The sequence below is a fragment of the Niveispirillum sp. KHB5.9 genome (assembly GCF_048066115.1).
Classification (GTDB): Bacteria; Pseudomonadota; Alphaproteobacteria; order Azospirillales; family Azospirillaceae; genus Niveispirillum.
In genome coordinates this window covers 45,204-66,050 of sequence record NZ_JBLTYX010000007.1, presented here as the reverse complement: position 1 = coordinate 66,050, position 20,847 = coordinate 45,204, and the positions used below count along the sequence as shown (strand labels likewise).

Below are 20,847 nucleotides of genomic sequence, written 5' to 3'. Positions count from 1 at the left end.
GGGAATTACTCCTGATTGGTGCGGTAGAGCTGGTTGATCAGGGACTGGTTGATGGTCACCGTGTAATGGGCGCGCAAGGCGGCCAGATACTGCATGACCAGTTCGTCCTGCATGGCCTGACCGGCGCTGTTGGCCAGCTGGGTAAGCTGGCTGGCGGCCATCGGGTTGGCGGGGTCGGCGGCGATGATGCCGGTGACCTTGGCGACCACGATGCCCGTGGGCTTCTCACCCGTGGTCACGTCGCCGACGGCACCCTTGAACAGGGTCTGCACGGCCGATGCGGGGACCAGGGCGCTGGGCGCGCCAGCGCGCATCAGCGGGTCGATATTCTGGGCCAGAGCGCCGGGAACGCCGGTGGCGGCTTCCTTGGCGGGCGTGCCGGCCTTCATCTTGGCGGCCACTTCTTCGGCCTTCTTCTTCGCGGCCTGCTGCTTCTGGTCAGCCTGCCAGTCGCCCAGGACGACCGACTTCACCTCGTCCAGCGGCTTCAGGGCGGCGGGGAGCACCGCTTCCACCTGCACGGCGAAGAAGGCATCGCTGCCGGCCTCTTCCACGCTGCCCGTCTGGCCCTCGGCCACGGTAAAGCCCGAGGCGACGATCTTGTCGACCTCCGGCAGACCGGTACCCTGGGCGACGCCGGCGGCATTGGCGCCGCGATTATCGATCTTCTCCAGCTTGACGATGCGGGCCCCCACGGTATGGGCGGCCTCGGTCAGCGGGGTGCCGCCTGCCAGTTCATCCTCCAGCTTGGTGGACAGTTCGAACATCTTCTCCACGGCCTTGTCCTGGCGGACCTTGGCCGCGACCTCATCCTTTACCTGCTCCAACGTGCGTTCGCCGCCGGCCTGCACCTTGGTGACGGTGAAGATATGGAAGCCGAAGGCGCTTTCCACCGGCCCGCCGGACTTGCCCTCGGCCGTGGTGAAGGCGGGGTCGGCCAGCTCCGCCGGCAGACCGTCCTTCTGCACATCCTCCAGCGTCACAGCCTCAACACCGGCCGCCTTGGCCACGTCGTCGATCTTCCGGCCCGCATTCACCTCGGCCAGCGCCTTGTCGGCCCCTGCCTTGTCGGGGAACACGGCCTGGCTGATCGACCGTTTTTCCGGCGTGATGTAGTCGCCGGCATGGCCGTCATAATATTCCTTCAGCAACTCGTCCGTGACCTCGACATCCTTGGTCAAACTTGAAGCCTCGATCAGGGCCACGTTCAGCGTGCGGTATTCAGGGGCGGTGTAACGCACACCCTTTTCCTTGTGGAACGCCTCCAAGGTCGCCTGGTCGGGCGAGGGGGCGGCCGGCATGGCACCATAGGGGATGGTGACGATCTCGAACGTCCGGCCTTCGAACCGGTAGCGGTACAGCGCGTCGGCCAGCGTCTTGGATGAGCTGGCACCGGCGGTGACGGCACCGATCAGGTCGCTGCGGGCCATGTCGCCACGCACATCCTCGACAAAGCCGGCTTCGCTGAGGCCGTTCTGCTGCAGCAGGGCGCGCATCAGGTTGGCGTCGAAATTGCCGAAACTGTCCTTGAAGGCCGGGACCTTGAGCACCTCGGCGCGCACCGTGTCATCGGCGATGCGCAGGCCCAGATCGTCGGCGGCCAGGGCCAGCAGTTCCTTCTGGATCAGCTGTTCCAGCGCGCGGTCGCGCAGGCCGAACTGGCGGGCCTGTTCCTCGCTGAATTCCGGACCCACCATCTGCTTCATGCGATTGAATTCGGTGCGATAGGCCTGGTCCAGTTCCTGCGGGGTGATGTTGCGGTCACCGACGCGGGCCACGCCCGTCTGGGCGCCCTTGGTGATGTCGCCAATGCCCCAGACGGCGAAGCTGATGATCAGGACGACGAACAGGATCTTGACGACCCAGGAGCCGGCGGTGCTGCGGATGATCTGGAGCATGGGGACGCTTGCGGTTCCATCGATTAGGTGCGGCGCCACCGCCGGAATGCGGGTGGCACCGTCGGGCCCAGGGCCCGGAAAGCGCGGCATCATAGGGAAGCGTGACAATGGGGGCAAGCCCGGGGGGCGGGCAGGGGCCATGTCGGACCGCATCAGCCCATGACAGCGTTGACCTTTTGGACAGCAGCCCGCGCGCCGCATAATGTTCCCGTCACAAAAGGCCGGCGGACCGGGGCAAACCCGGCGGACCAGGCCAACCAAGAAGAGGATTGAAATGACCGTTCGCCGTTACCTGATCGCCGGCAATTGGAAGATGCATTGCCGGCGCAGCGACGGGACCGCCCTGGCCGCCGATCTGGCTGCTCGTGTCGGTCCCACGCCCGATCCGCGATTCGATCTGCTGATCTGCCCGCCCGCCACCATCCTGGCCCCCGTTGCCCATGCCGTGGCCGGCAGCGCCGTCCTGGCCGGCGGCCAGGATTGCCATGCCCAGGCCCAGGGGGCCCATACCGGCGATATCGCCGCGGAAATGCTGGCCGATGCCGGAGCCTCATCCGTCATCGTCGGCCATTCCGAACGCCGCACCAACCACGCCGAAACCAGCACCCTGATCAAGGGCAAGGCCGCGGCCGCTCTGCGCGCCGGCCTGACCGCCATCGTCTGCGTGGGCGAGACGGAGGCCGAGCGTGACACCGGCCGGGCGGAGCAGGTGGTGGCCGGTCAGCTGTCGGGCTCGATTCCCGATGGTGCAACCGCCGCCAACACGGTTGTCGCCTATGAACCGGTCTGGGCCATCGGCACCGGCCGCACCCCGACGCTGGCCGACATTGCAGCCATGCACGCCATGATCCGCGCCAAGTTGGTGGGGCTGGTGGCCGATCCGGATGCGGTGCGCATCCTTTATGGCGGTTCGGTGAAGCCGTCCAATGCCGCTGAAATCCTTGGTCTTGCCGACGTCGATGGGGCCCTGGTCGGGGGTGCCAGCCTGAAGGCGGATGATTTCTGGGCCATCGCGCAAGCCTGCCCCTGACACTTCGCTATGGCATCCCATTGCGCGACCCGTTAAGAAGCGTGACGGATACATGACGCGGGTGCTTCCCGCTTCCCCCTTGAAACGGGAAGCGGGCGGCCTTGCGTTTGGGTGCTTTATGCGCCATTTGACTGATCGACGGTCGCGGGTCCCCGCGGCCCGGTTCCGTGACGGTTTTCAGGGATATTGGGATGCAAGAGGTAGTCCTGGTCGTGCATCTGTTGATCACGCTGGCATTGATCGGCGTGGTTCTGGTGCAGAAGTCGGAAGGCGGCGGCCTGGGCGTCGGCGGCGGCACCATGGGCGGTTTCATGACCGCGCGCGGCAGTGCCAACCTCCTGACCCGCACCACCGCCATCCTGGCGGCCCTGTTCTTCTGCACCAGCCTGATCTTGGCCATCCTGGCCGGCACCGGCGGCAGTGGGAAGAGCCTGTTCGACAAGCTGCCGGCCCCCGGCAGCGAAGCGCCGGCGACGCCCGCCGAGCCGGCCAAGCCGACGGTCCCCGTCGGCGAGTGAGCACTTTTGGCGTAGGCCCGGTGGATATAGGGAGAGGCGGCAGACATGCCGCCTCTTTCCGTTAGGGCTTGTTTATGGTGAAGTGGGCATCCGTGCCCCGATGTGAAATCTCGACAGAGGATTGGGCCGGAAGGGCCCAACCTGTTGGCATGCTTGGCGAAGGTTAGGGTTCCATGACGCGCTTCATCTTCATCACCGGTGGTGTGGTCTCGTCGCTGGGCAAGGGCCTGGCATCCGCAGCCCTGGGGGCGCTGCTGCAGACACGTGGCTACAAAGTCCGCCTGCGCAAGCTGGACCCCTATCTGAATGTCGATCCCGGCACGATGAGCCCCTATCAGCATGGCGAGGTGTTCGTCACCGATGACGGTGCGGAGACCGACCTGGATCTGGGCCATTACGAGCGTTTCACCGGCGTGCATGCCACCAAGTCGGACAACATCACCACCGGCCGCATCTATTCCAACGTCCTGGCCAAGGAGCGCCGCGGCGACTATCTGGGCGCCACGGTGCAGGTGATCCCGCACATCACCGACGCCATCAAGGATTTCATCGCCGCCGACCTGGATGGTGAGGATTTCGTTCTGTGCGAGGTGGGCGGCACCGTCGGCGACATCGAATCGCTGCCCTTCCTGGAGGCCATCCGCCAGTTCAGCAACGACCAGGGGCAGGAGAACGTGCTGTTCTGCCACGTTACCCTGGTGCCCTACATTCCTGCCGCCGGAGAGCTGAAGACCAAGCCGACCCAGCACTCGGTGAAGGAACTGCTGTCCGTCGGCATCCAGCCGCAGATGCTACTGTGCCGTGCTGATCGCGACATTCCGGAGAATGAGCGCCGCAAGATCGCGCAGTTCTGCAACATCAAGAAGGAATGCGTGATCGCCGCCCTGGATGTCGACACCATCTACCAGGTGCCGATCTCTTACCATGAGCAGGGTTTCGACACCGAGGTGCTGAAATATTTCGGCATGCCGATCGATACCGCACCCGACCTGTCGCGCTGGGAAGAGATCGTGCGCCGCGTGCGCAACCCGGAAGGCACCGTCACCATCGCGGTGGTGGGCAAGTACACCAGCCTGCTGGACGCCTACAAGTCGCTGGGCGAGGCGCTGACCCATGGCGGCATCGCCAACAATGTCAAGGTCAAGCTGGACTGGATCGACGCCGAGATCTTCGAGACCGGTGAGGCCATCGAGCGGCTGGAGCATGTGCACGGCATCCTGGTGCCCGGCGGCTTCGGCGAGCGCGGCACGGAGGGCAAGATTCGCGCGGTGCAGTTCGCGCGTGAGCACAAGATCCCCTATTTCGGCATCTGCTTCGGCATGCAGATGGCGGTGATCGAAAGTGCGCGCCATCTGGCCGGCCTGACCCATGCCGGCTCCACCGAATTCGGCAAGCCCGATCCGGCGGTCGTCGGCATCATGACGGAATGGGTTCAGGGCAACCAGCTGGTCCAGCGCCAGGAGGGTGGTGACCTGGGCGGCACCATGCGCCTGGGTTCGTACAATTGCCACCTGCTGCCCGGCACCCGCGTCTGCGACATCTATGGCGGCGAAGAGATCGTCGAGCGCCATCGCCACCGCTATGAAGTGAATATCAACTTCAAGGAGCAGCTGGAGAAGGTAGGCCTGAAATTCTCCGGCCTGTCGCCCGACGGCATCCTGCCGGAGATCGTCGAGCTGCCCGAGCATCCCTGGTTCGTGGGCGTGCAGTTCCACCCGGAACTAAAGTCCAAGCCGTTCGACCCGCATCCCCTGTTCACCAGCTTCATCGGCGCCGCCATCGCGCAGAGCCGGCTGGTGTGATTGCCTATCTTGCCGATGGTTCACCTGGGGCCTATGTGCGAAGATGGGGCATTGAGTGAACTGATCGCCAGGATGGAGGATTTCTCCGATGACTGAGGTCCTTGAACGCCGAGACGTGGTCAAGTTGGCAGAGGTGTCTCGCTCGCTTCTGGATGAGGCGGAGAATCTAATGTTTCTCGTCGATATGGAAACTGATCCCTACCTTCAGAAGCGCCTCTTCGACGTCGCGCAGCGATTGGCAAAGCAGGGGAACGTCATGGTTGGCCTGACGTCGAAGTTGGCCAGCTGACGGGTGGTACAATGCCCACTCCTGATGATCCGAACCTCCAGGATGCAGCTAATTTGCGGGAGCAAATGGCTGACGAAGGGAAACGGAAATTTTTTCGTGATATAATATCTGAGAGTAAAGCTTCCCTCGACAAGGTTGATGACCGCTTGTCCGCAGCGGATTATGCCAGCCGCAAGCAGGCTGACGACCAGTCCCACATCGCCCGGATGGTGCTGAACCTCTTCCGCTGGTGCGTTGCTGTTGTTCTGGCCCTTCTCATTTTCGACTTCGCCGCCCGCCTTTACGGGGTGGCGATCGACAATACAAGCCTTGTCCGCGAAGTGATCGATTTCGTGAAAGTTGCCATCCTTCCCCTTGTAACGCTTGTCCTGGGTTTCTATTTCGGTCGCCTGGACAGCAGCAGGAAAGATCCGGAAAAGTGACCCGCACCGTCGCCGTTGGCCCCCTGTCGGTCGCCAATGACCAGCCCTTCATCCTGATCGCCGGCCCGTGTCAGCTGGAAAGTCGCGACCACGCCTTCGCCATGGCTGGCGCCCTGTCGGAACTGACGAAGAAGCTGGGCATCGGCCTGATCTACAAGACCAGCTTCGACAAGGCCAACCGCACGTCGCTGTCGGCGCAGCGCGGCCTGGGCATGGACCAGTCGTTGCCCATCCTGGCCGATATCCGCGCCACCTTCGGCTGCCCCGTCCTGACCGACATCCACACGGCCGAACAATGCGCGCCGGTGGCGGAGATGGTGGACGTTCTCCAGATCCCCGCCTTCCTTTGCCGCCAGACCGACCTGCTGCTGGCGGCCGGTGAGACGGGCAAGCCGATCAATGTGAAGAAGGGGCAGTTCCTGGCGCCGTGGGACATGAAGAATGTCGCTGCCAAGATCGCGTCCACCGGCAACCACAACATCCTGCTGTGTGAGCGCGGGGCCAGCTTCGGCTACAACACCCTGGTCAGCGACATGCGCTCCCTGCCCATCATGGCGCAGACGGGATATCCGGTCGTCTATGACGCCACCCACTCGGTTCAGCAGCCGGGCGGACAGGGGACCAGCAGCGGTGGCCAGCGCGAATTCGTGCCTGTTCTGGCGCGCGCGGCCATCGCCATCGGCGTGGCGGCCGTGTTCATGGAGACGCACGAGAACCCCGACTGCGCACCCAGCGACGGTCCCAACATGGTGCCGCTGAACCAGATGGAAGGCGTGCTGTCGACGCTGGTGGCGCTGGATTGCATCGCCAAGGCCAACCCGGTTGCCATCTGACCTTCCGCGTCTTTGACAATCCACCCGGTTTTCCGCACCATCGGCATATAACGAAAGGCGGGTCGGACAATCCGCCGGGTGGTTGAGGAAGCGCTTTCCATGTCGAATACAGCCCTGGGCCCCCGCACGCCGCGGCGGGGTGGCCCCTTTTCCCGTTTTGTCGGGCGTCTGTTGATGCGCCTGATGGGCTGGCGCGTCGGGGGGGCCTTCCCCGATCTGGAGAAGTTCGTCACCATCGGCGCCCCGCACAGCTCCAACTATGATTTCTTCATCGCCATGGGCACCATCCTGTCCACCGGCGTGCGCATCCATATCCTGGGCAAGCACACCCTGTTCAAGGGGCCGTTGGGGCCCATCATGCGCTGGTGCGATATCCTGCCTGTGGACCGGCGGTCCGCGCATGGGGTGGTGGGCGAGTGCGTGGCGGCCCTGAACGCTGCCGATCGCCTGGTGGTGGGCATCGCGCCGGAGGGCACGCGCAATCCCAAGCCGGGTGCCGGGTGGAAGACCGGCTTTTGGCATATTGCGCGACAGGCCGGCGTTCCGATCATACCTGTCGCGCTGGATTATGTGACGCGCACGGTTCGTATCGGCGCACCTGTGGCGGCCACCGACAGCATGGAGGCCGATTTCGCCTTGCTTTCCGCCTTCTATGCAGGCGTGCAGGGGGCGAAGCGGACTTTGCCCCCGACTATCCCGGTACGTGGGACCAAGGCCGCCGGCACGGCCAGCTAGCGAACTGTCGCTTGTCGTGGCCTGCCTCTGGCGTTATCCCCTTGATCCCGTCTTTACCCTTTTCGGGTTCATGGCATTCAAGCCCACGCCAGAGAGAGGCCCCATGTCCGCCATCATCGACATTCACGCGCGCGAAATCCTGGACAGCCGCGGCAACCCGACCGTCGAGGTCGAGGTTCGCCTGGAATCCGGCGCCTTTGGTCGGGCCGCCGTTCCGTCGGGTGCCTCCACCGGCGCGCATGAGGCTGTCGAGCTGCGCGACGGCGATAAGGCCCGCTATCTGGGCAAGGGCGTGCTGAAGGCCGTCGAGGCCGTGAATGGCGAGATCGCCGACACGCTGGTCGGCCTGGAATCCACCGATCAGGTGGCCATCGATGCCGCCATGATCGACCTGGACGGCACGCCGAACAAGGGCCGCCTGGGTGCCAACGCCATCCTGGGCGTGTCGATGGCCGTGGCCAAGGCGTCGGCGGATGAGCTGGACCTGCCGCTCTACCGCTATATCGGCGGCGCCAATGCCCGCATCCTGCCGGTGCCGATGATGAACATCATCAATGGTGGTGCCCATGCCGACAATCCGATCGACATTCAGGAATTCATGGTGATGCCGGTCGGTGCGGAGACGGTCACTGACGCCATCCGCGTGGGTGCGGAGATTTTCCACGCCCTGAAGAAGAAGCTGAAGGCCGCCGGCCACAACACCGCCGTGGGTGACGAGGGCGGCTTCGCCCCCAACCTGTCCTCGGCGACCGAGGCTTTGGACTTCATCGTCGCCGCCATCGCCGATGCCGGCTACAAGGCCGGTGAGAATGTCCTGCTGGCCCTGGACGCCGCCTCAACCGAGTTCTTCAAGAACGGCAAATACGAACTGGAAGGCGAGGGCAAGAGCCTGACCCCGGCCGAGATGGTGGCCTATTGGGCCGATCTGGTCTCCCGGTACCCGATCGTCTCCATCGAGGACGGCATGGCCGAGGACGACTGGGATGGCTGGAAGCTGCTGACCGACACGATCGGCGGCAAGGTACAGCTGGTCGGCGACGATCTGTTCGTCACCAATCCGGCCCGCCTGTCCGACGGCATCGCCAAGGGCGTGGGTAATTCCATCCTGGTGAAGGTCAACCAGATCGGCACCCTGACGGAGACGCTGGAAGCCGTCCGCATCGCCCAGAATGCCGGCTATACCGCCGTCCTGTCGCACCGTTCGGGCGAGACCGAGGACAGCACCATCGCCGACCTGGCCGTGGCCACCAACTGCGGTCAGATCAAGACCGGCTCCCTGTCCCGTTCCGACCGGATCGCCAAGTACAACCAGCTGATCCGCATCGAGGAAGGCCTGGGCGTGGCCGCAATCTATCCCGGCCGTTCGGCGCTGAAGCGCGGTTGATCTTTTCCAGGTCGCTTATAGCGATCATGATGCAGAGTCCATCCGGCCCGCCGGATGGACTCTTGTCATTTCTGATCCCACAGGATGTTCCGCCTTGTCCAAGCCGCTGAAGGTCGCCTTCCTGACGCCCTACAATCCTGCCACCCCGCGGGACTGGAGCGGGACGCCCTTCTACGCCTTGCAGGCGCTCAGCCGTGCATTCACGGACGTGCGCCATATCCCGTGCCCCATCGCCGGCACCTTTCAGCGTATCGCCCTGAAGGTCGGTTCCCGCCTGGGGGTCGACGCGGCGCGCGAACCGCTGGTCTCCGAGCTGTTCTGCCGGGAGGTGGCGGGGCCGCTGGAAGCCTATGGGCCCGACATCATCGTCGGCCTGTCGGCGTCGGTGATCCTGTCGCGGCTGAAGACATCTGTGCCCATGCTGCACGTGTCGGACGCCACCTATGCCGCGATGAGCGGCTATTATCCCGGTGAATTCGCCGGCATCTCCGCCCGGTCCAGGCGGCTGGGCAACGCGATGGAAGCCGCCGCCCTGTCCCGCTCCCGCGCCGTCCTGCTCAGCAGCGAATGGGCCGCCCGTTCGGCGCGGGACGATTACGGTATCCCGGCGGCCCGCGTCCATGTCGTGCCGCTGGGTGCCAATCTCGATCCCGGCTTGGCGCCCGACACCGACCGCCTGACCGACAAGTGCCGGCTGTTCTTCCTGGGCGTGGACTGGCGTCGCAAGGGGGGCGACATCGTGCATGAGGCCTTCCGGGCGTTGCGCGCCCGTGGGCTGGATGTGGAACTGCACATTGCCGGCTGTACAGCCCCCGTGGACGGCCCCGGTATCCATCAGCACGGCTTCCTGTCCAAGGGTGATCCTGCCCAGTACGCCAAGCTGAAGGACCTGTTCCGCCAAGCATCCTTCCTATTCGTGCCGAGCCGCCAGGAAGCCTTCGGTCTGGTTTTCGCTGAGGCCAGCGCCGTGGGCCTGCCCAGCATCTCCACCGCCACTGGCGGCATCCCCAGCGTCGTCACCGATGGGGTGAACGGTCTGCTGCTGCCGGTGGCGGCGGGTGGCGAGGCCTATGCCGACCGCATCGAAGCGCTGTGGTCCGACCGTGCCGCCTATGTGCAGATGCAGCGCGATTGCGTGGTCAGCTTTCGGGAGCGGCTGAGTTGGGATGCCTGGGGGAGTTCGGTGGCGCGGGTCGCGGGGGAATTTGCTTAAAGCACGCCCATGCTTTTCAACAACGAAACGATTGCGACGACTAGACCCGCGGACCCACTGGCTACGGCGACAAGAATGCTGATGGGAGCGAAGCTGTGGTCGCGCCGGAGTTTGTTGGCCTCGGCCATCAGCTTATGCTGCTCGGCAACAAACTTCCTGGTTTCTTCGTTCAGTTTGCCCGTTTCAGCCTGATTACGGTCTATGCGCGCCAGGATGTCCTTGAGGGCAGGGGCGATAGCAGTTTGGTCTGTCATGGAACGATCCGAACGGGAGCCAACCAGTATCGATAATATGTGTACGCGCTTTACCTCAGTCAATCAGCTTATACGAGCATAGTGCCATCCGCTGCGCGTCCTAACCCTTTCGATCATACCCATCTGATTCAATGTGATTTTTCGGTATGTTTCCACCTTTCCCATTGACCGCGCGACTCGGGCTGTGATTCCATCCGGCCATGACGATGCTCCGCACCCTCCGCTCCGCCCTTGGCCGTACCGTCCGACAAATTGTCGGGCCGGTGATCGGCGTCTCCGTCGTGGCCTATTTCGCCTATCACACGGTGCATGGCGATCGCGGGCTGGTGGCGTTGACTCACCTGCAAAGCGAGGTTGCGCGCGCACAATCCACCCTGGATCAGGTGCGTGGCGAGCGGGAGGAGATGGAGCGCCGGGCCAGTCTGCTGCGCCCCGACAACCTGGATCCCGACCTGCTGGAGGAGCGCGCGCGCGCCGTCCTGAACCAGTCGCACCCTGACGATATGGTAATCCTCCTCCCGCGACGTGCTGCCCCGCACTCCACGCAGGGCGCCCCCGACCAAGGTCGGTAAGTTACTGAAATCTTAGCGATTAGCCAAAAAGTGGCTAACGCCGATTTTCTCAAGTAAAACAATATTTTGCAGTGCACACTCCTTGCCATCGTGCGCCGGCGGCGTTAGGTCTTATCGCATCGCACCTGCGATCGACCTTTCCCATCCTCATCCCTTGGGAGGAAGCACGTGGCAGTCACCAAGCGCCGCACCACCCGCAGCACGGCCCCCGCGGCCCCGGCCTTGCCTGGCAAGGACGAGCTCATCCGCTATTACCGCGACATGCTGTTGATCCGCCGCTTCGAAGAGAAGGCGGGACAGATGTACGGCATGGGCCTGATCGGTGGCTTCTGCCATCTCTATATCGGGCAGGAAGCCGTCGTCGTCGGCATTCAGGCCGCGATGCGTGAGGGCGACAGCGTCATCACCTCCTACCGTGACCATGGCCATATGCTGGCTTGCGGCATGGAAAGCCGGGGCGTGATGGCCGAACTGACGGGCCGTGCCGGCGGTTATTCCAAGGGCAAGGGCGGCTCCATGCACATGTTCAGCCGCGAGAAGAAGTTCTATGGCGGCCATGGCATCGTCGCGGCACAGGTGCCGATCGGCGCCGGCCTGGGCTTCGCCCACAAGTATCTGGGCGATGGTGGCCTGAACGCCTGCTACATGGGCGACGGCGCCATCAACCAGGGCCAGGTCTATGAGACGTTCAACATGGCGGCGCTGTGGAAGCTGCCGACCCTGTTCGTCATCGAGAACAACAAATACGCCATGGGCACCGCCCAGGCCCGCGCCTCGGCCGGTGAGCTGTTCGAGCGCGGCAGCGCCTACGGCATCCCGGGCTATCAGGTCAACGGTATGGACGTGCTGGAGGTGAAGGAGGCTGCCGACAAGGCCGTCGCCCATATCCGCGCCGGCAATGGCCCCGTCATCCTGGAAATGAAGACCTACCGTTATCGCGGTCACTCCATGTCCGATCCGGCCAAGTACCGGACCAAGGAGGAAGTGAACAAGATGCGGTCGGAAAGCGATCCGATCGACAATCTGAAGAAGCTGCTGCTGGACCAGGGCGTCACCGATGAGGAAGCCCTGAAGGTCATCGACCGCGAGGTGAAGGATATCGTCACCGAAGCGGCCGATTTCGCCACCACCAGCCCGGAACCCGATCCGTCCGAACTGTGGACGGACGTTCTGGTTGAAGCCTGAGCCGGCGCAGCGGAGGATTTGAGAGATGGTACAGGTACTGATGCCCGCGCTGTCGCCGACCATGACGGAAGGCAAGCTGGCCAAGTGGCTGAAGAAGGTGGGCGACACCGTGAAGAGCGGTGACGTCCTGGCGGAGATCGAGACCGACAAGGCCACCATGGAAGTGGAGGCCGTGGACGAAGGCACGCTCACCGAGATCCTGGTGCCCGAGGGTACCGAGAATGTCGCCGTGAACACCGCCATCGCCAATATCAAGGGCGAGGATGAGGGCGACGCCCCGGCCCCGGTTGCAGCACCGGCTCCGGCTGCTGCTCCGGCACCCGCCACCGCTCCCGTCCCGGTTGCCGCCGCCCCGAAGGCGGCCCCGGCACCGGCCGCGTCGGACGAGGACAAGTGGTTCAAGTCCACCCAGACCCAGACGGTCCGCGAGGCCCTGCGCGACGCCATGGCGGCGGAAATGCGCCGGGATGAGACGGTCTATCTGATGGGTGAGGAGGTCGCCGAATACCAGGGCGCCTACAAGATCAGCCAGGGCCTGCTCCAGGAATTCGGCGACAAGCGCGTCATCGACACGCCGATCACCGAACATGGCTTCGCGGGTCTGGCGGTCGGTGCGGCCTTCGGCGGTCTGCGTCCGATCGTGGAGTTCATGACCATGAACTTCTCGATGCAGGCCATCGACCACATCATCAATTCGGCGGCCAAGACGCTGTACATGTCCGGCGGTCAGATGGGTTGCCCCATCGTGTTCCGCGGCCCCAACGGTGCCGCGGCCCGCGTGGGCGCCCAGCACAGCCAGTGCTACGCCTCCTGGTACGCGCATGTGCCGGGCCTGAAGGTCCTGGCGCCCTACAGCGCCGCCGACGCCAAGGGCTTGCTGCGTGCCGCCATCCGTGACCCGAACCCGGTCGTGTTCCTTGAGAACGAGATCATGTACGGGCACAGCTTCGAGGTGCCGACCGATCCCGACTTCATCCTGCCCATCGGCAAGGCGAAGGTGGAGCGCGCCGGTACCGACGTGACTATCGTCGCCTATTCGATCTGCGTCGGCCATGCCCTGGTCGCGGCGGAGAAGCTGGCGGCCGAGGGGATCAGCGCCGAGGTCATCAACCTGCGCTCCATCCGTCCGCTGGATGTGGACACGATCGTGGAGAGCGTGAAGAAGACCAACCGCCTGGTGTCGGTGGAGGAAAGCTGGCCGTTCGCCGGCATCGGTTCCGAAATCGCAGCCCTGATGATGGAACACGCCTTCGATTATCTGGATGCGCCGCTGGCCCGTGTCTGCGCCAAGGATGTGCCGCTGCCTTATGCGGCCAACCTGGAAAAGCTGGCCTTGCCGCAGCCCGATGATATCGTGGCCGCCGCCAAATCCGTCACCTACCGCAAATAAGGCAGAGGGGAGGCTCTAGAGATGCCCGTAGATATCCTGATGCCCGCGCTGTCGCCGACCATGACGGAAGGCAAGCTGGCGAAGTGGGTGAAGAAGGAAGGCGACAAGGTCAAGTCCGGCGACGTGCTGGCCGAGATCGAGACCGACAAGGCCACCATGGAAGTGGAGGCCGTGGATGAAGGCACGCTGGGCAAGATCCTGGTGGCCGAAGGGACCGAAGGCGTGGCGGTGAATACCCGCATCGCCATCATCCTGGAGGAAGGGGAGGACGCCTCGGCCCTGTCCGCCGCCCCGAAGGCCGCCCCGGCCCCGGCTGCTGCGGCTGCCGAGCCCGCCAAGGCTGAAGCCGCACCCGCCGCCGCCCCGGCGCCGGCTGCTGCCCCGGCCGCAGCATCCCACGGTGACCGCGTCTTCGCCAGCCCGCTGGCCCGCCGCATGGCGGCCCAGAGCGGTCTGGACCTGTCCGGCGTGGCCGGCACCGGTCCGCATGGCCGCGTGGTGAAGGCCGATGTGGAGGCCGCCCTGTCCAAAGGTGGTGCGCCCAAGGCCGCGGCTCCGGCCGCTGCCGCCGCGGCACCCGTTGCCGCCGCCCCGGCTGCTGCTCCGGCTCCCGCCGCCGCTGCCGCCGCGCCGAAGGGTGTGGATGCCAAGGCCTTGGCCGACAAGCTGGGCATGAAGTACAAAGTCCTGCCCAACAGCGGCATGCGCAAGACCATCGCCAAGCGCCTGACCGAAGCCTGGCAGACCATCCCGCACTTTGGTTTGGCTGTTGATTGCGAGATCGACAACCTGCTGAAGCTGCGCGCCGAACTGAACCAGAAGTCGGGGGAGAAAATCTCCGTCAACGATTTCGTGGTGAAGGCGGTGGCGGTGGCCCTGGCCAAGTATCCGGCGGCCAACGTGTCCTGGCATGAGGACGGCATTCTCCAGTACGAGAATGTCGATGTCTCCGTCGCCGTCTCCACCGACGGGGGCCTGATCACCCCCATCGTGAAGAATGCCGACCGCAAGGGCCTGGCCACCATCTCGGCCGAGGTCAAGGAACTGGCCAAGAAGGCCAAGGACGGCAAACTGAAGCCGGAAGAATTCCAGGGCGGCACGTTCAGCGTGTCCAACCTGGGCATGTTCGGCATCAAGAGCTTCACCTCCATCATCAACCCGCCGCAGAGCTGCATCCTGTCGGTCGGTGCGGGTGAGAAGCGCCCCGTGGTCAAGGGCGACGCGCTGGCCATCGCCACCGTCATGTCCCTGACCCTGACCGTCGACCACCGTTCGGTGGACGGTGCCGTGGGTGCGGAGTTCCTGAAGCTGCTGAAGGGCCTGATCGAAGACCCGATCACCTTGATGCTGTGATGTGGTCGATGCCGCTGGTCGGGCTGAGGTGAGTTCGTGCCTTGGCCGACCTGCGGCATGTCCGCCGGATTTGAGGCGTTGCTTCTTATTTGGATGGCCTTAACGCGGCCTTATGGCCGATGGAGAGGGTATGATCAAAAATTTCGATTTATATAATAAATATACCCTCGATCAAAATTGGACGGAGATCTGCCGGCTCAGTGGCGGTGAATTGCGTATTACGGATGTACGAGAGGAAATTGCCGCTCTTCCGAATCTAATTGAGCATAACGAGATTGTTCTGTTTCTTATGTCCGGGGTATCGAACGAACTATCTGCAGCTGATCCTATTGTGGCCGGCGGGCATACTTGGCTTGTTGTGTTGACAAACTGGCGGCTTGTTTTTGTAAATTTTAGATCATATTCGGGATATACTGATGTTCTGAGTATTCCATTGGACAGATTGGATGCGGTTTCCGCGTCGTTTCACTCGGAAATTGGAGATTTTATTGTCAATTCTGGTATGAGGGTTGTTTGTATCAATTCCTGTAACGGGCATTCTGTTACCTTGATGACTCGCTTGGTGAATGAAGGAGAGAGGGTTCTTTCTATAAACCTATCCGGCTTCAAAGGGGATAGGAGTGATCTTGTGGGGCAGTTGCAGGTTCTTGCTGAGTTGTTTGCTCAAGGGACGTTGACCGATAGCGAATTTACCCTGGCAAAGGCGAAGCTGATTGGTGGTTGATGTCATGTATTCCACTGCGGTCTTGAAGAATGGGGAACTGCTTCTCCGTGATGCGACCCCGGCTGACGTTCCCGCCATCTTCCGCTTCGTCCAAGACTTGGCCGAATACGAGAAGCTGGCCGATCAGGTCATGGCGAGCGAGGCGGATTTCGGGGCGGCGCTGTTCGGACCCAACCCCCGGGCCTTCGCGCTGATCATGGAGGTGGGCGGTGTCCCGGCGGGATTCGCCCTGTGGTTCTACAATTTCTCCACCTTCCTGGGCCGTCACGGCATCTGGATCGAGGATGTGTTCGTCGCCCCGCAATTCCGCGGCCGGGGTCTGGGCGGCATGGTGTTCCGCCATCTGGCGCAGCGCGCCGTGGATGAGGGCCTGGGCCGCCTGGAATGGTGGGTACTGGATTGGAACAAGCCGGCCATCGATTTCTATCAGGGGATCGGGGCCGTGCCGATGGATGAATGGACGGTGCAGCGGGTGACGGGCGAGGCCTTGCTTCGTCTGGCTGGCCGGGCGCCCTGACAACGAAGGAAAGCGACAGATCATGGCCGACAATTTCGACCTCATCGTCATCGGCGCCGGCCCCGGCGGTTACGTCGCCGCCATCCGCGCCGCCCAGCTGGGCCTGAAGACCGCGGTTGTGGAGCGCGAGCATCTGGGCGGCATCTGCCTGAACTGGGGCTGCATCCCGACCAAGGCGCTGCTGCGTTCCGCCGAGATCGCACATTACATCCAGCATTCCCAGGCCTATGGCATCAAGGTCGAGGGCAAGGTGACCCTGGATGTGGAAGCCATCGTCAAGCGCTCGCGCGGCGTGGCCAACCAGCTGTCGGCCGGCGTCAAGGGTCTGCTGAAGAAGAACAAGGTCACCGTCCTGGACGGGTCGGCCAAGCTGCTGGGCAAGGGCAAGGTCGCCGTCACCGCCAAGGATGGCAAGGTGAGCGACGTCGAGGCCAAGCACATCATCATCGCCACCGGTGCCCGCGCCCGCGTGCTCCCAGGTTTGGAGCCGGACGGCAAGCTGGTCTGGACCTACAAGGAAGCCATGGTGCCGACGGCCACGCCGAAGAGCATGCTGGTCATCGGCACGGGCGCCATCGGCGTGGAATTCGCCTGCTTCTACAATTCCATGGGCGTGGACGTCACCCTGGTCGAGGTGCTGGACCGCATCCTGCCGGTGGAGGATGAGGAGATCAGCGCGTTTGCCGCCAAGGCCTTCACCAAGCAGGGCCTGAAGATCAAGACCGGCGCCAAGGTCGTGAAGCTGGACCGCCATGCCGACAGCGTGACGGCCCATATCGACGTTGCCGGCAAGGTGGAGACGGTCACGGTGGACCGCATCATCTCCGCCGTCGGCATCGTCGCCAATACCGAAGGGCTGGGCCTGGAGAACACCAAGGTCAAGCTGGACCGCGGCCACATCGTCAATGACGGCTATGGCCGCACGGACGAGCCGGGCGTGTACGCCATCGGCGACGTGGCTGGCGCCCCCTGGCTGGCGCACAAGGCCAGCCATGAAGGCATCATCTGCGTGGAGAAGATCGCCGGCCTACCGCATGTCCATACGATGGACAAGACCAACATCCCCGGCTGCACCTATTCCTTCCCGCAGGTGGCCTCTGTCGGCCTGACGGAGACCAAGGCCAAGGCCGCCGGGTACGAGGTCAAGGTCGGCCGCTTCCCCTTCATCGGCAATGGCAAGGCCATCGCCCTGGGCGAGCCGGAAGGTCTGGTCAAGACCATCTTCGACGCCAAGACCGGCGAGCTGCTGGGTGCCCACATGATCGGTGCGGAAGTGACCGAGCTGATCCAGGGCTACACGATCGGCAAGACGGCCGAACTGACCGAGGCGGAGTTCATGCACACCGTCTTCCCGCACCCGACCTTGTCGGAAATGATGCATGAATCGGTGCTGGCGGCCTATGGTCGGGCGGTTCATTACTGATTGCAGCTTGCGCTGGTGCGGAAAGATGAGGGCGGCCCTTCGGGTCGCCCTTTTTTGTTTTCACTCCATATTTTGGTGTATTTTTAGATAGAATTCTCCTTATAAATTATTATCTGTGATAGTGAATCCTGTCGTTGAAGGCATGAATAAGGAGGGTCCCATGATCACTGCGCTGAGGGAATCCATAAAGAGGGGTATCGAATATTCCAGTAATGATTACAAGGCGTTGTCGGAGCGTGAGTGCCGGGATGTCAAGCCGAAGGAGGATCAGCTGAAATGCGCCCTCTACCGCTCCCTGGCGGAAGACGGCTATCTGATGCATGTGGAAGCCCGCAACTTCCATGGCAATTCCCGTATAGACCTGCTTGGCTATAAGGGAAAGAGAACCTTCGCCATCGAGATCAAGACCTCCTGGTGTGCTACCGGATGGGCCAACAAGTATGCTGAGCAGAGGGGGAAGTGGATTTCCGACATCGATCGGGTATCGGTGCTGCTGAGGGATGGTCATATCGATTTCGGTTTCTTCGTACTGGCTCTTGCCTATCAGGAAGGATATTGAGGAGTGGATGGCGTGCGGGACGGCATCGCTGGTTTGGCGAATGTCAAAAGCATCCACCATCAGGAGACGCCGATGACGGAATGGAACGGGTTGGACAAGATCGACTTTTTCGTCTGGCGTGTCTTGGCATGACGGAATGAAGCCGCATTCCACCGGTTACAACACGGTGCTGCACCGGTTTCTGCTGCTGGCCGGAACTGCTCTTTTGCTGATCAGCATCCTGCGCTGGTTGCCCTTTGGCTGGAGCGTGCCTGACCATCTGCGCATCGGCCTGTCCTGGGGTGGACTGGTTCTGGGATTGGCCGCCCTGGCTCTGCGGCGATGGCTGGTGCTGGTGCCTGTCCTGACGGCCACTGCCCTGAACCTGTCGCTGGTCGCCACATCCTTCACGCCACCCCCGCCACTGGGGGCCACACCGCCCCTCACCCTGCTGCATGCCAATGTCTGGGCCAGCAATCCCTCCATGGACGATTATGTGGCGCTGGCCCATGCGGAGAAGCCGGACATCGCTGTGGTGCTGGAGCGGTATTATTTCCACGGGCCCGTCTGGGCACAGCAATTGGCCGACATCCTGCCCCACCGGCTGGACTGTGCGGAGGCCGATTGCGGCAGCAATATCCTGTCGCGCTGGCCGCTGGAACGGCTGGGCCCCGTGACCAGCCCCTGGCATGACACGCCGGACCGGCCCAGTTACCTCGCCGCCCGCGTCCACCGTCCCGAAGGGGCCTTCACCCTGGTGACGGTGCATCTGGGGCAGCCCTTCAACCAGCCGGTCCAGGATGCCCAGGTCGAATGGCTGCTGGACCGGTTGGCCGAACTGCCCGGCCCGGTGATCCTGTCGGGCGATTTCAACGCCGCCCCCTGGTCACCCCTGATGCGCCGGATCATGGACAGGGCCGGCCTGTCGCGCCTGTCGGCGACGGGGCCGACTTGGCCGTCACAAGCGCTGGCCATCGGCATTCCCATCGACCATGTGCTGGGTGGGCAGGGTGTCGGCGGGGTCAGTGCCCGCGTGCTGGGTGATGTCGGGTCCGATCACCGGCCCGTGCGGGTGGAGTTCACGGCAGCGGCGCCGTGACCACGTCCACCGTGGTGGAGACGGCGGTCGTCGCCACATCCGCCGCCGTGCCCACGACCGTGGTCGTGACATCGATGACGGCACAGCCGGACAGGGCCAACAGGGCGGCGAGGGCAAGAAGAGGGGCCGGCTTCAAGCGCATGATCCGCATATCCTGTTCACTGATACCAGAGGGGTAATACAGACGGCCTCTTCCCGCCAGGGGCAAAGCGTGCCGACCCGATCTTGTCACGTGCTGGACGCCAGCCGCCCTTCGTGCGAATTTCATCGCCGAAGTGGGGTGCCCAACCAACATGCCGGCGACAAGACCGGTTGACCTGACGCGGAACAATCACCGCGAACAGGGCAGAGGGCGGATGAATGGGTAAAGTCGCGTCACCCGAGGGCGGCCGTATCGACATGGTCGATGCGCTGCGCGGGACGGCCCTGATCGGGCTGTATCTGGTCCATATGGACGAACATTTCGAACTGTTGCGCTATCCGGCCGATGTGCCGGCCTGGCTGGAGGGGCTGAACAAGGCGGTCCACCACCTGACCTTCGGCCTGTTCGCGGGCAAGGCCTACGCCATCTTCGCCATGATGTTCGGGATCAGCTTCACGCTGATCCTGCAAAGCTGGGCGAAACGGGAAGGGGATGGGGCCGCGCGGCTGCGCTTCCTATGGCGGCTGGCGGTGCTGGGGGCCATGGGTTATGTCCATGCCCTGCTTTATATCGGCGACATCCTGTCGGTGCTGGCCCTGCTGGGACTGGCCCTGGTTCTGCTCTACCGGGTGCCCGACCGCTGGCTGGCGCCCATCGTCATCCTGCTGCTGGCCCAGGTGTTTTCGATCTGGGCGGCGGCCAGCCTGCTGCTGACACCGGGGGCGGAAGCGGGCAACCCGTCGCACTGGGCGCTCTATGGCCGGCTGTTCGACCTGTTTGCCAAGGATGACTGGTCGGCGGTGTTCGTCACCAACCTGACCGACGGCCAGATCGCGCGCTTCTGGTTCCTGCTGGAATCGGGGCGGTGGCAGCAGATGCTGGGCCTGCTGCTGCTGGGCATGATGGTTGGCCGGCGGCGGCTTTATCTGGATAATCCGGCCAATCGCCGCCTCTGGGGCCGCATCTTCCGTCTTGCCCTGCTGGGCCTGATCCTCTTCTACCCGCTGTCGCTCTGGTCGCAGAATGTCGGGCTGCAGGGGCGGACGCGGTATGAGGTGACGATGCTGACCGGTGCCTGGGCCAATCTGGCGCAGACCCTGTTCTGGGCATCCGGTTTTGCCCTGCTCCATCCGCGCATCGCCGGTGCCGGCTTCACCCGCAACCTGGCCGCCTTCGGCCGGATGAGCCTGACCTGCTATCTGATGCAGTCGCTGATCTGGGTGCCGTTCTTCCACGGTTACGGGCTGGGTTTTTATCAGCATTGGGGCGTGGCCCCGTCGGTGGGCGTCGGCCTGCTGTTCCTGGCGGTGCAAATACCGCTGGCACGATGGTGGCTGCGCCACCATGCCTATGGCCCGGCCGAATGGCTTTGGCGCTGTGCCACGCTGGGCCGGTTCGATGTGCCGTTGCGCAGGCAGGCCCTTGTCTGAAAGCGCACATCGGGGCCCGATTTATCGGACCCCGACGGCGGCGACTGCCGCCGCGCCCGCCCGTGCGGGCGTAAGCCAAGCCCACGGATGTGGGCG

The 20,847-nt window shown here is 63.6% G+C and carries 22 protein-coding genes; 19 read left to right on the top strand and 3 right to left on the bottom strand.

Features of this window, described 5'->3' with window-relative positions; translation table 11 throughout:
• Positions 1-5: 5 nt before the first annotated feature.
• Positions 6-1,898, bottom strand: coding sequence for a SurA N-terminal domain-containing protein (locus ACM9HJ_RS13790; RefSeq protein ID WP_416572315.1), 1,893 nt, complete (start codon positions 1,896-1,898; stop codon positions 6-8).
• Positions 1,899-2,172: 274 nt separating this feature from the next.
• Here ACM9HJ_RS13790 and tpiA point away from each other — a divergent pair, with 274 nt between their 5' ends.
• The 9 genes from tpiA (at position 2,173) to ACM9HJ_RS13745 (ending at position 10,124) form a co-directional block, all read left to right on the top strand.
• Complete coding sequence (tpiA, locus tag ACM9HJ_RS13785; RefSeq protein ID WP_416572314.1) at positions 2,173-2,928, top strand: triose-phosphate isomerase; 756 nt, start codon at positions 2,173-2,175, stop codon at positions 2,926-2,928.
• Positions 2,929-3,119: 191 nt separating this feature from the next.
• Positions 3,120-3,446: a preprotein translocase subunit SecG gene (secG, locus tag ACM9HJ_RS13780; RefSeq protein ID WP_416572313.1), complete on the top strand. Its 327-nt coding sequence runs from the start codon at positions 3,120-3,122 to the stop codon at positions 3,444-3,446.
• A 173-nt stretch (positions 3,447-3,619) separates the two neighbouring features.
• Positions 3,620-5,248, top strand: coding sequence for a CTP synthase (locus tag ACM9HJ_RS13775; protein WP_416572312.1), 1,629 nt, complete (start codon positions 3,620-3,622; stop codon positions 5,246-5,248).
• A gap of 88 nt (positions 5,249-5,336) precedes the next feature.
• A complete protein-coding gene (locus ACM9HJ_RS13770) occupies positions 5,337-5,537 on the top strand; it encodes a hypothetical protein (protein ID WP_416572311.1) in 201 nt (66 codons plus the stop codon).
• Between the two features lie 11 nt (positions 5,538-5,548).
• Positions 5,549-5,959, top strand: a complete 411-nt coding sequence (locus ACM9HJ_RS13765; RefSeq protein WP_416572310.1) for a hypothetical protein — start codon at positions 5,549-5,551, stop codon at positions 5,957-5,959.
• Complete coding sequence (gene kdsA, locus ACM9HJ_RS13760) at positions 5,956-6,792, top strand: 3-deoxy-8-phosphooctulonate synthase (RefSeq protein WP_416572309.1); 837 nt, start codon at positions 5,956-5,958, stop codon at positions 6,790-6,792. Before ACM9HJ_RS13765 ends, kdsA begins: the two co-directional genes overlap by 4 nt.
• A 99-nt stretch (positions 6,793-6,891) precedes the next feature.
• A complete protein-coding gene (locus tag ACM9HJ_RS13755; protein WP_416572308.1) occupies positions 6,892-7,527 on the top strand; it encodes a lysophospholipid acyltransferase family protein in 636 nt (211 codons plus the stop codon).
• Between the two features lie 103 nt (positions 7,528-7,630).
• Positions 7,631-8,911, top strand: a complete 1,281-nt coding sequence (eno, locus tag ACM9HJ_RS13750) for a phosphopyruvate hydratase (RefSeq protein ID WP_416572307.1) — start codon at positions 7,631-7,633, stop codon at positions 8,909-8,911.
• 94 nt (positions 8,912-9,005) lie between these two features.
• A complete protein-coding gene (locus tag ACM9HJ_RS13745) occupies positions 9,006-10,124 on the top strand; it encodes a glycosyltransferase family 4 protein (protein ID WP_416572306.1) in 1,119 nt (372 codons plus the stop codon).
• Here the strand turns inward: ACM9HJ_RS13745 and ACM9HJ_RS13740 are convergent.
• Positions 10,121-10,378: a hypothetical protein gene (locus tag ACM9HJ_RS13740; RefSeq protein ID WP_416572305.1), complete on the bottom strand. Its 258-nt coding sequence runs from the start codon at positions 10,376-10,378 to the stop codon at positions 10,121-10,123. The two genes, ACM9HJ_RS13745 and ACM9HJ_RS13740, sit on opposite strands and share 4 nt — an antisense overlap.
• A gap of 206 nt (positions 10,379-10,584) precedes the next feature.
• Between ACM9HJ_RS13740 and ACM9HJ_RS13735 the strand changes: the two genes are divergently transcribed.
• From ACM9HJ_RS13735 to ACM9HJ_RS13695, 9 genes are all read left to right on the top strand, one after another.
• On the top strand, positions 10,585-10,950 hold the full coding sequence (locus tag ACM9HJ_RS13735) for an FtsB family cell division protein (RefSeq protein WP_416572304.1): 366 nt from the start codon (positions 10,585-10,587) through the stop codon (positions 10,948-10,950).
• Positions 10,951-11,118: 168 nt separating this feature from the next.
• A complete protein-coding gene (pdhA, locus tag ACM9HJ_RS13730) occupies positions 11,119-12,135 on the top strand; it encodes a pyruvate dehydrogenase (acetyl-transferring) E1 component subunit alpha (RefSeq protein WP_416572303.1) in 1,017 nt (338 codons plus the stop codon).
• Positions 12,136-12,160: 25 nt separating this feature from the next.
• Complete coding sequence (locus ACM9HJ_RS13725) at positions 12,161-13,525, top strand: pyruvate dehydrogenase complex E1 component subunit beta (protein WP_416572302.1); 1,365 nt, start codon at positions 12,161-12,163, stop codon at positions 13,523-13,525.
• 21 nt (positions 13,526-13,546) lie between these two features.
• Entirely contained in the window at positions 13,547-14,878 is a 1,332-nt protein-coding gene (locus ACM9HJ_RS13720) for a pyruvate dehydrogenase complex dihydrolipoamide acetyltransferase (RefSeq protein WP_416572301.1), read from the top strand.
• A gap of 130 nt (positions 14,879-15,008) precedes the next feature.
• Positions 15,009-15,602: an SHOCT domain-containing protein gene (locus tag ACM9HJ_RS13715; RefSeq protein ID WP_416572300.1), complete on the top strand. Its 594-nt coding sequence runs from the start codon at positions 15,009-15,011 to the stop codon at positions 15,600-15,602.
• 4 nt (positions 15,603-15,606) lie between these two features.
• Positions 15,607-16,119: a GNAT family N-acetyltransferase gene (locus tag ACM9HJ_RS13710; protein ID WP_416572299.1), complete on the top strand. Its 513-nt coding sequence runs from the start codon at positions 15,607-15,609 to the stop codon at positions 16,117-16,119.
• A gap of 22 nt (positions 16,120-16,141) precedes the next feature.
• Positions 16,142-17,542: a dihydrolipoyl dehydrogenase gene (gene lpdA / locus ACM9HJ_RS13705; RefSeq protein ID WP_416572298.1), complete on the top strand. Its 1,401-nt coding sequence runs from the start codon at positions 16,142-16,144 to the stop codon at positions 17,540-17,542.
• A 160-nt stretch (positions 17,543-17,702) separates the two neighbouring features.
• On the top strand, positions 17,703-18,101 hold the full coding sequence (locus ACM9HJ_RS13700; RefSeq protein WP_416572297.1) for a hypothetical protein: 399 nt from the start codon (positions 17,703-17,705) through the stop codon (positions 18,099-18,101).
• 136 nt (positions 18,102-18,237) lie between these two features.
• On the top strand, positions 18,238-19,179 hold the full coding sequence (locus ACM9HJ_RS13695; protein WP_416572296.1) for an endonuclease/exonuclease/phosphatase family protein: 942 nt from the start codon (positions 18,238-18,240) through the stop codon (positions 19,177-19,179).
• Here ACM9HJ_RS13695 and ACM9HJ_RS13690 read toward each other — a convergent pair.
• Positions 19,160-19,321, bottom strand: a complete 162-nt coding sequence (locus ACM9HJ_RS13690) for a hypothetical protein (RefSeq protein ID WP_416572295.1) — start codon at positions 19,319-19,321, stop codon at positions 19,160-19,162. The genes ACM9HJ_RS13695 and ACM9HJ_RS13690 overlap by 20 nt on opposite strands.
• 218 nt (positions 19,322-19,539) lie before the next feature.
• Here ACM9HJ_RS13690 and ACM9HJ_RS13685 point away from each other — a divergent pair, with 218 nt between their 5' ends.
• Entirely contained in the window at positions 19,540-20,751 is a 1,212-nt protein-coding gene (locus ACM9HJ_RS13685; RefSeq protein ID WP_416572294.1) for a DUF418 domain-containing protein, read from the top strand.
• The last annotated feature ends 96 nt before the right edge of the window (positions 20,752-20,847 follow it).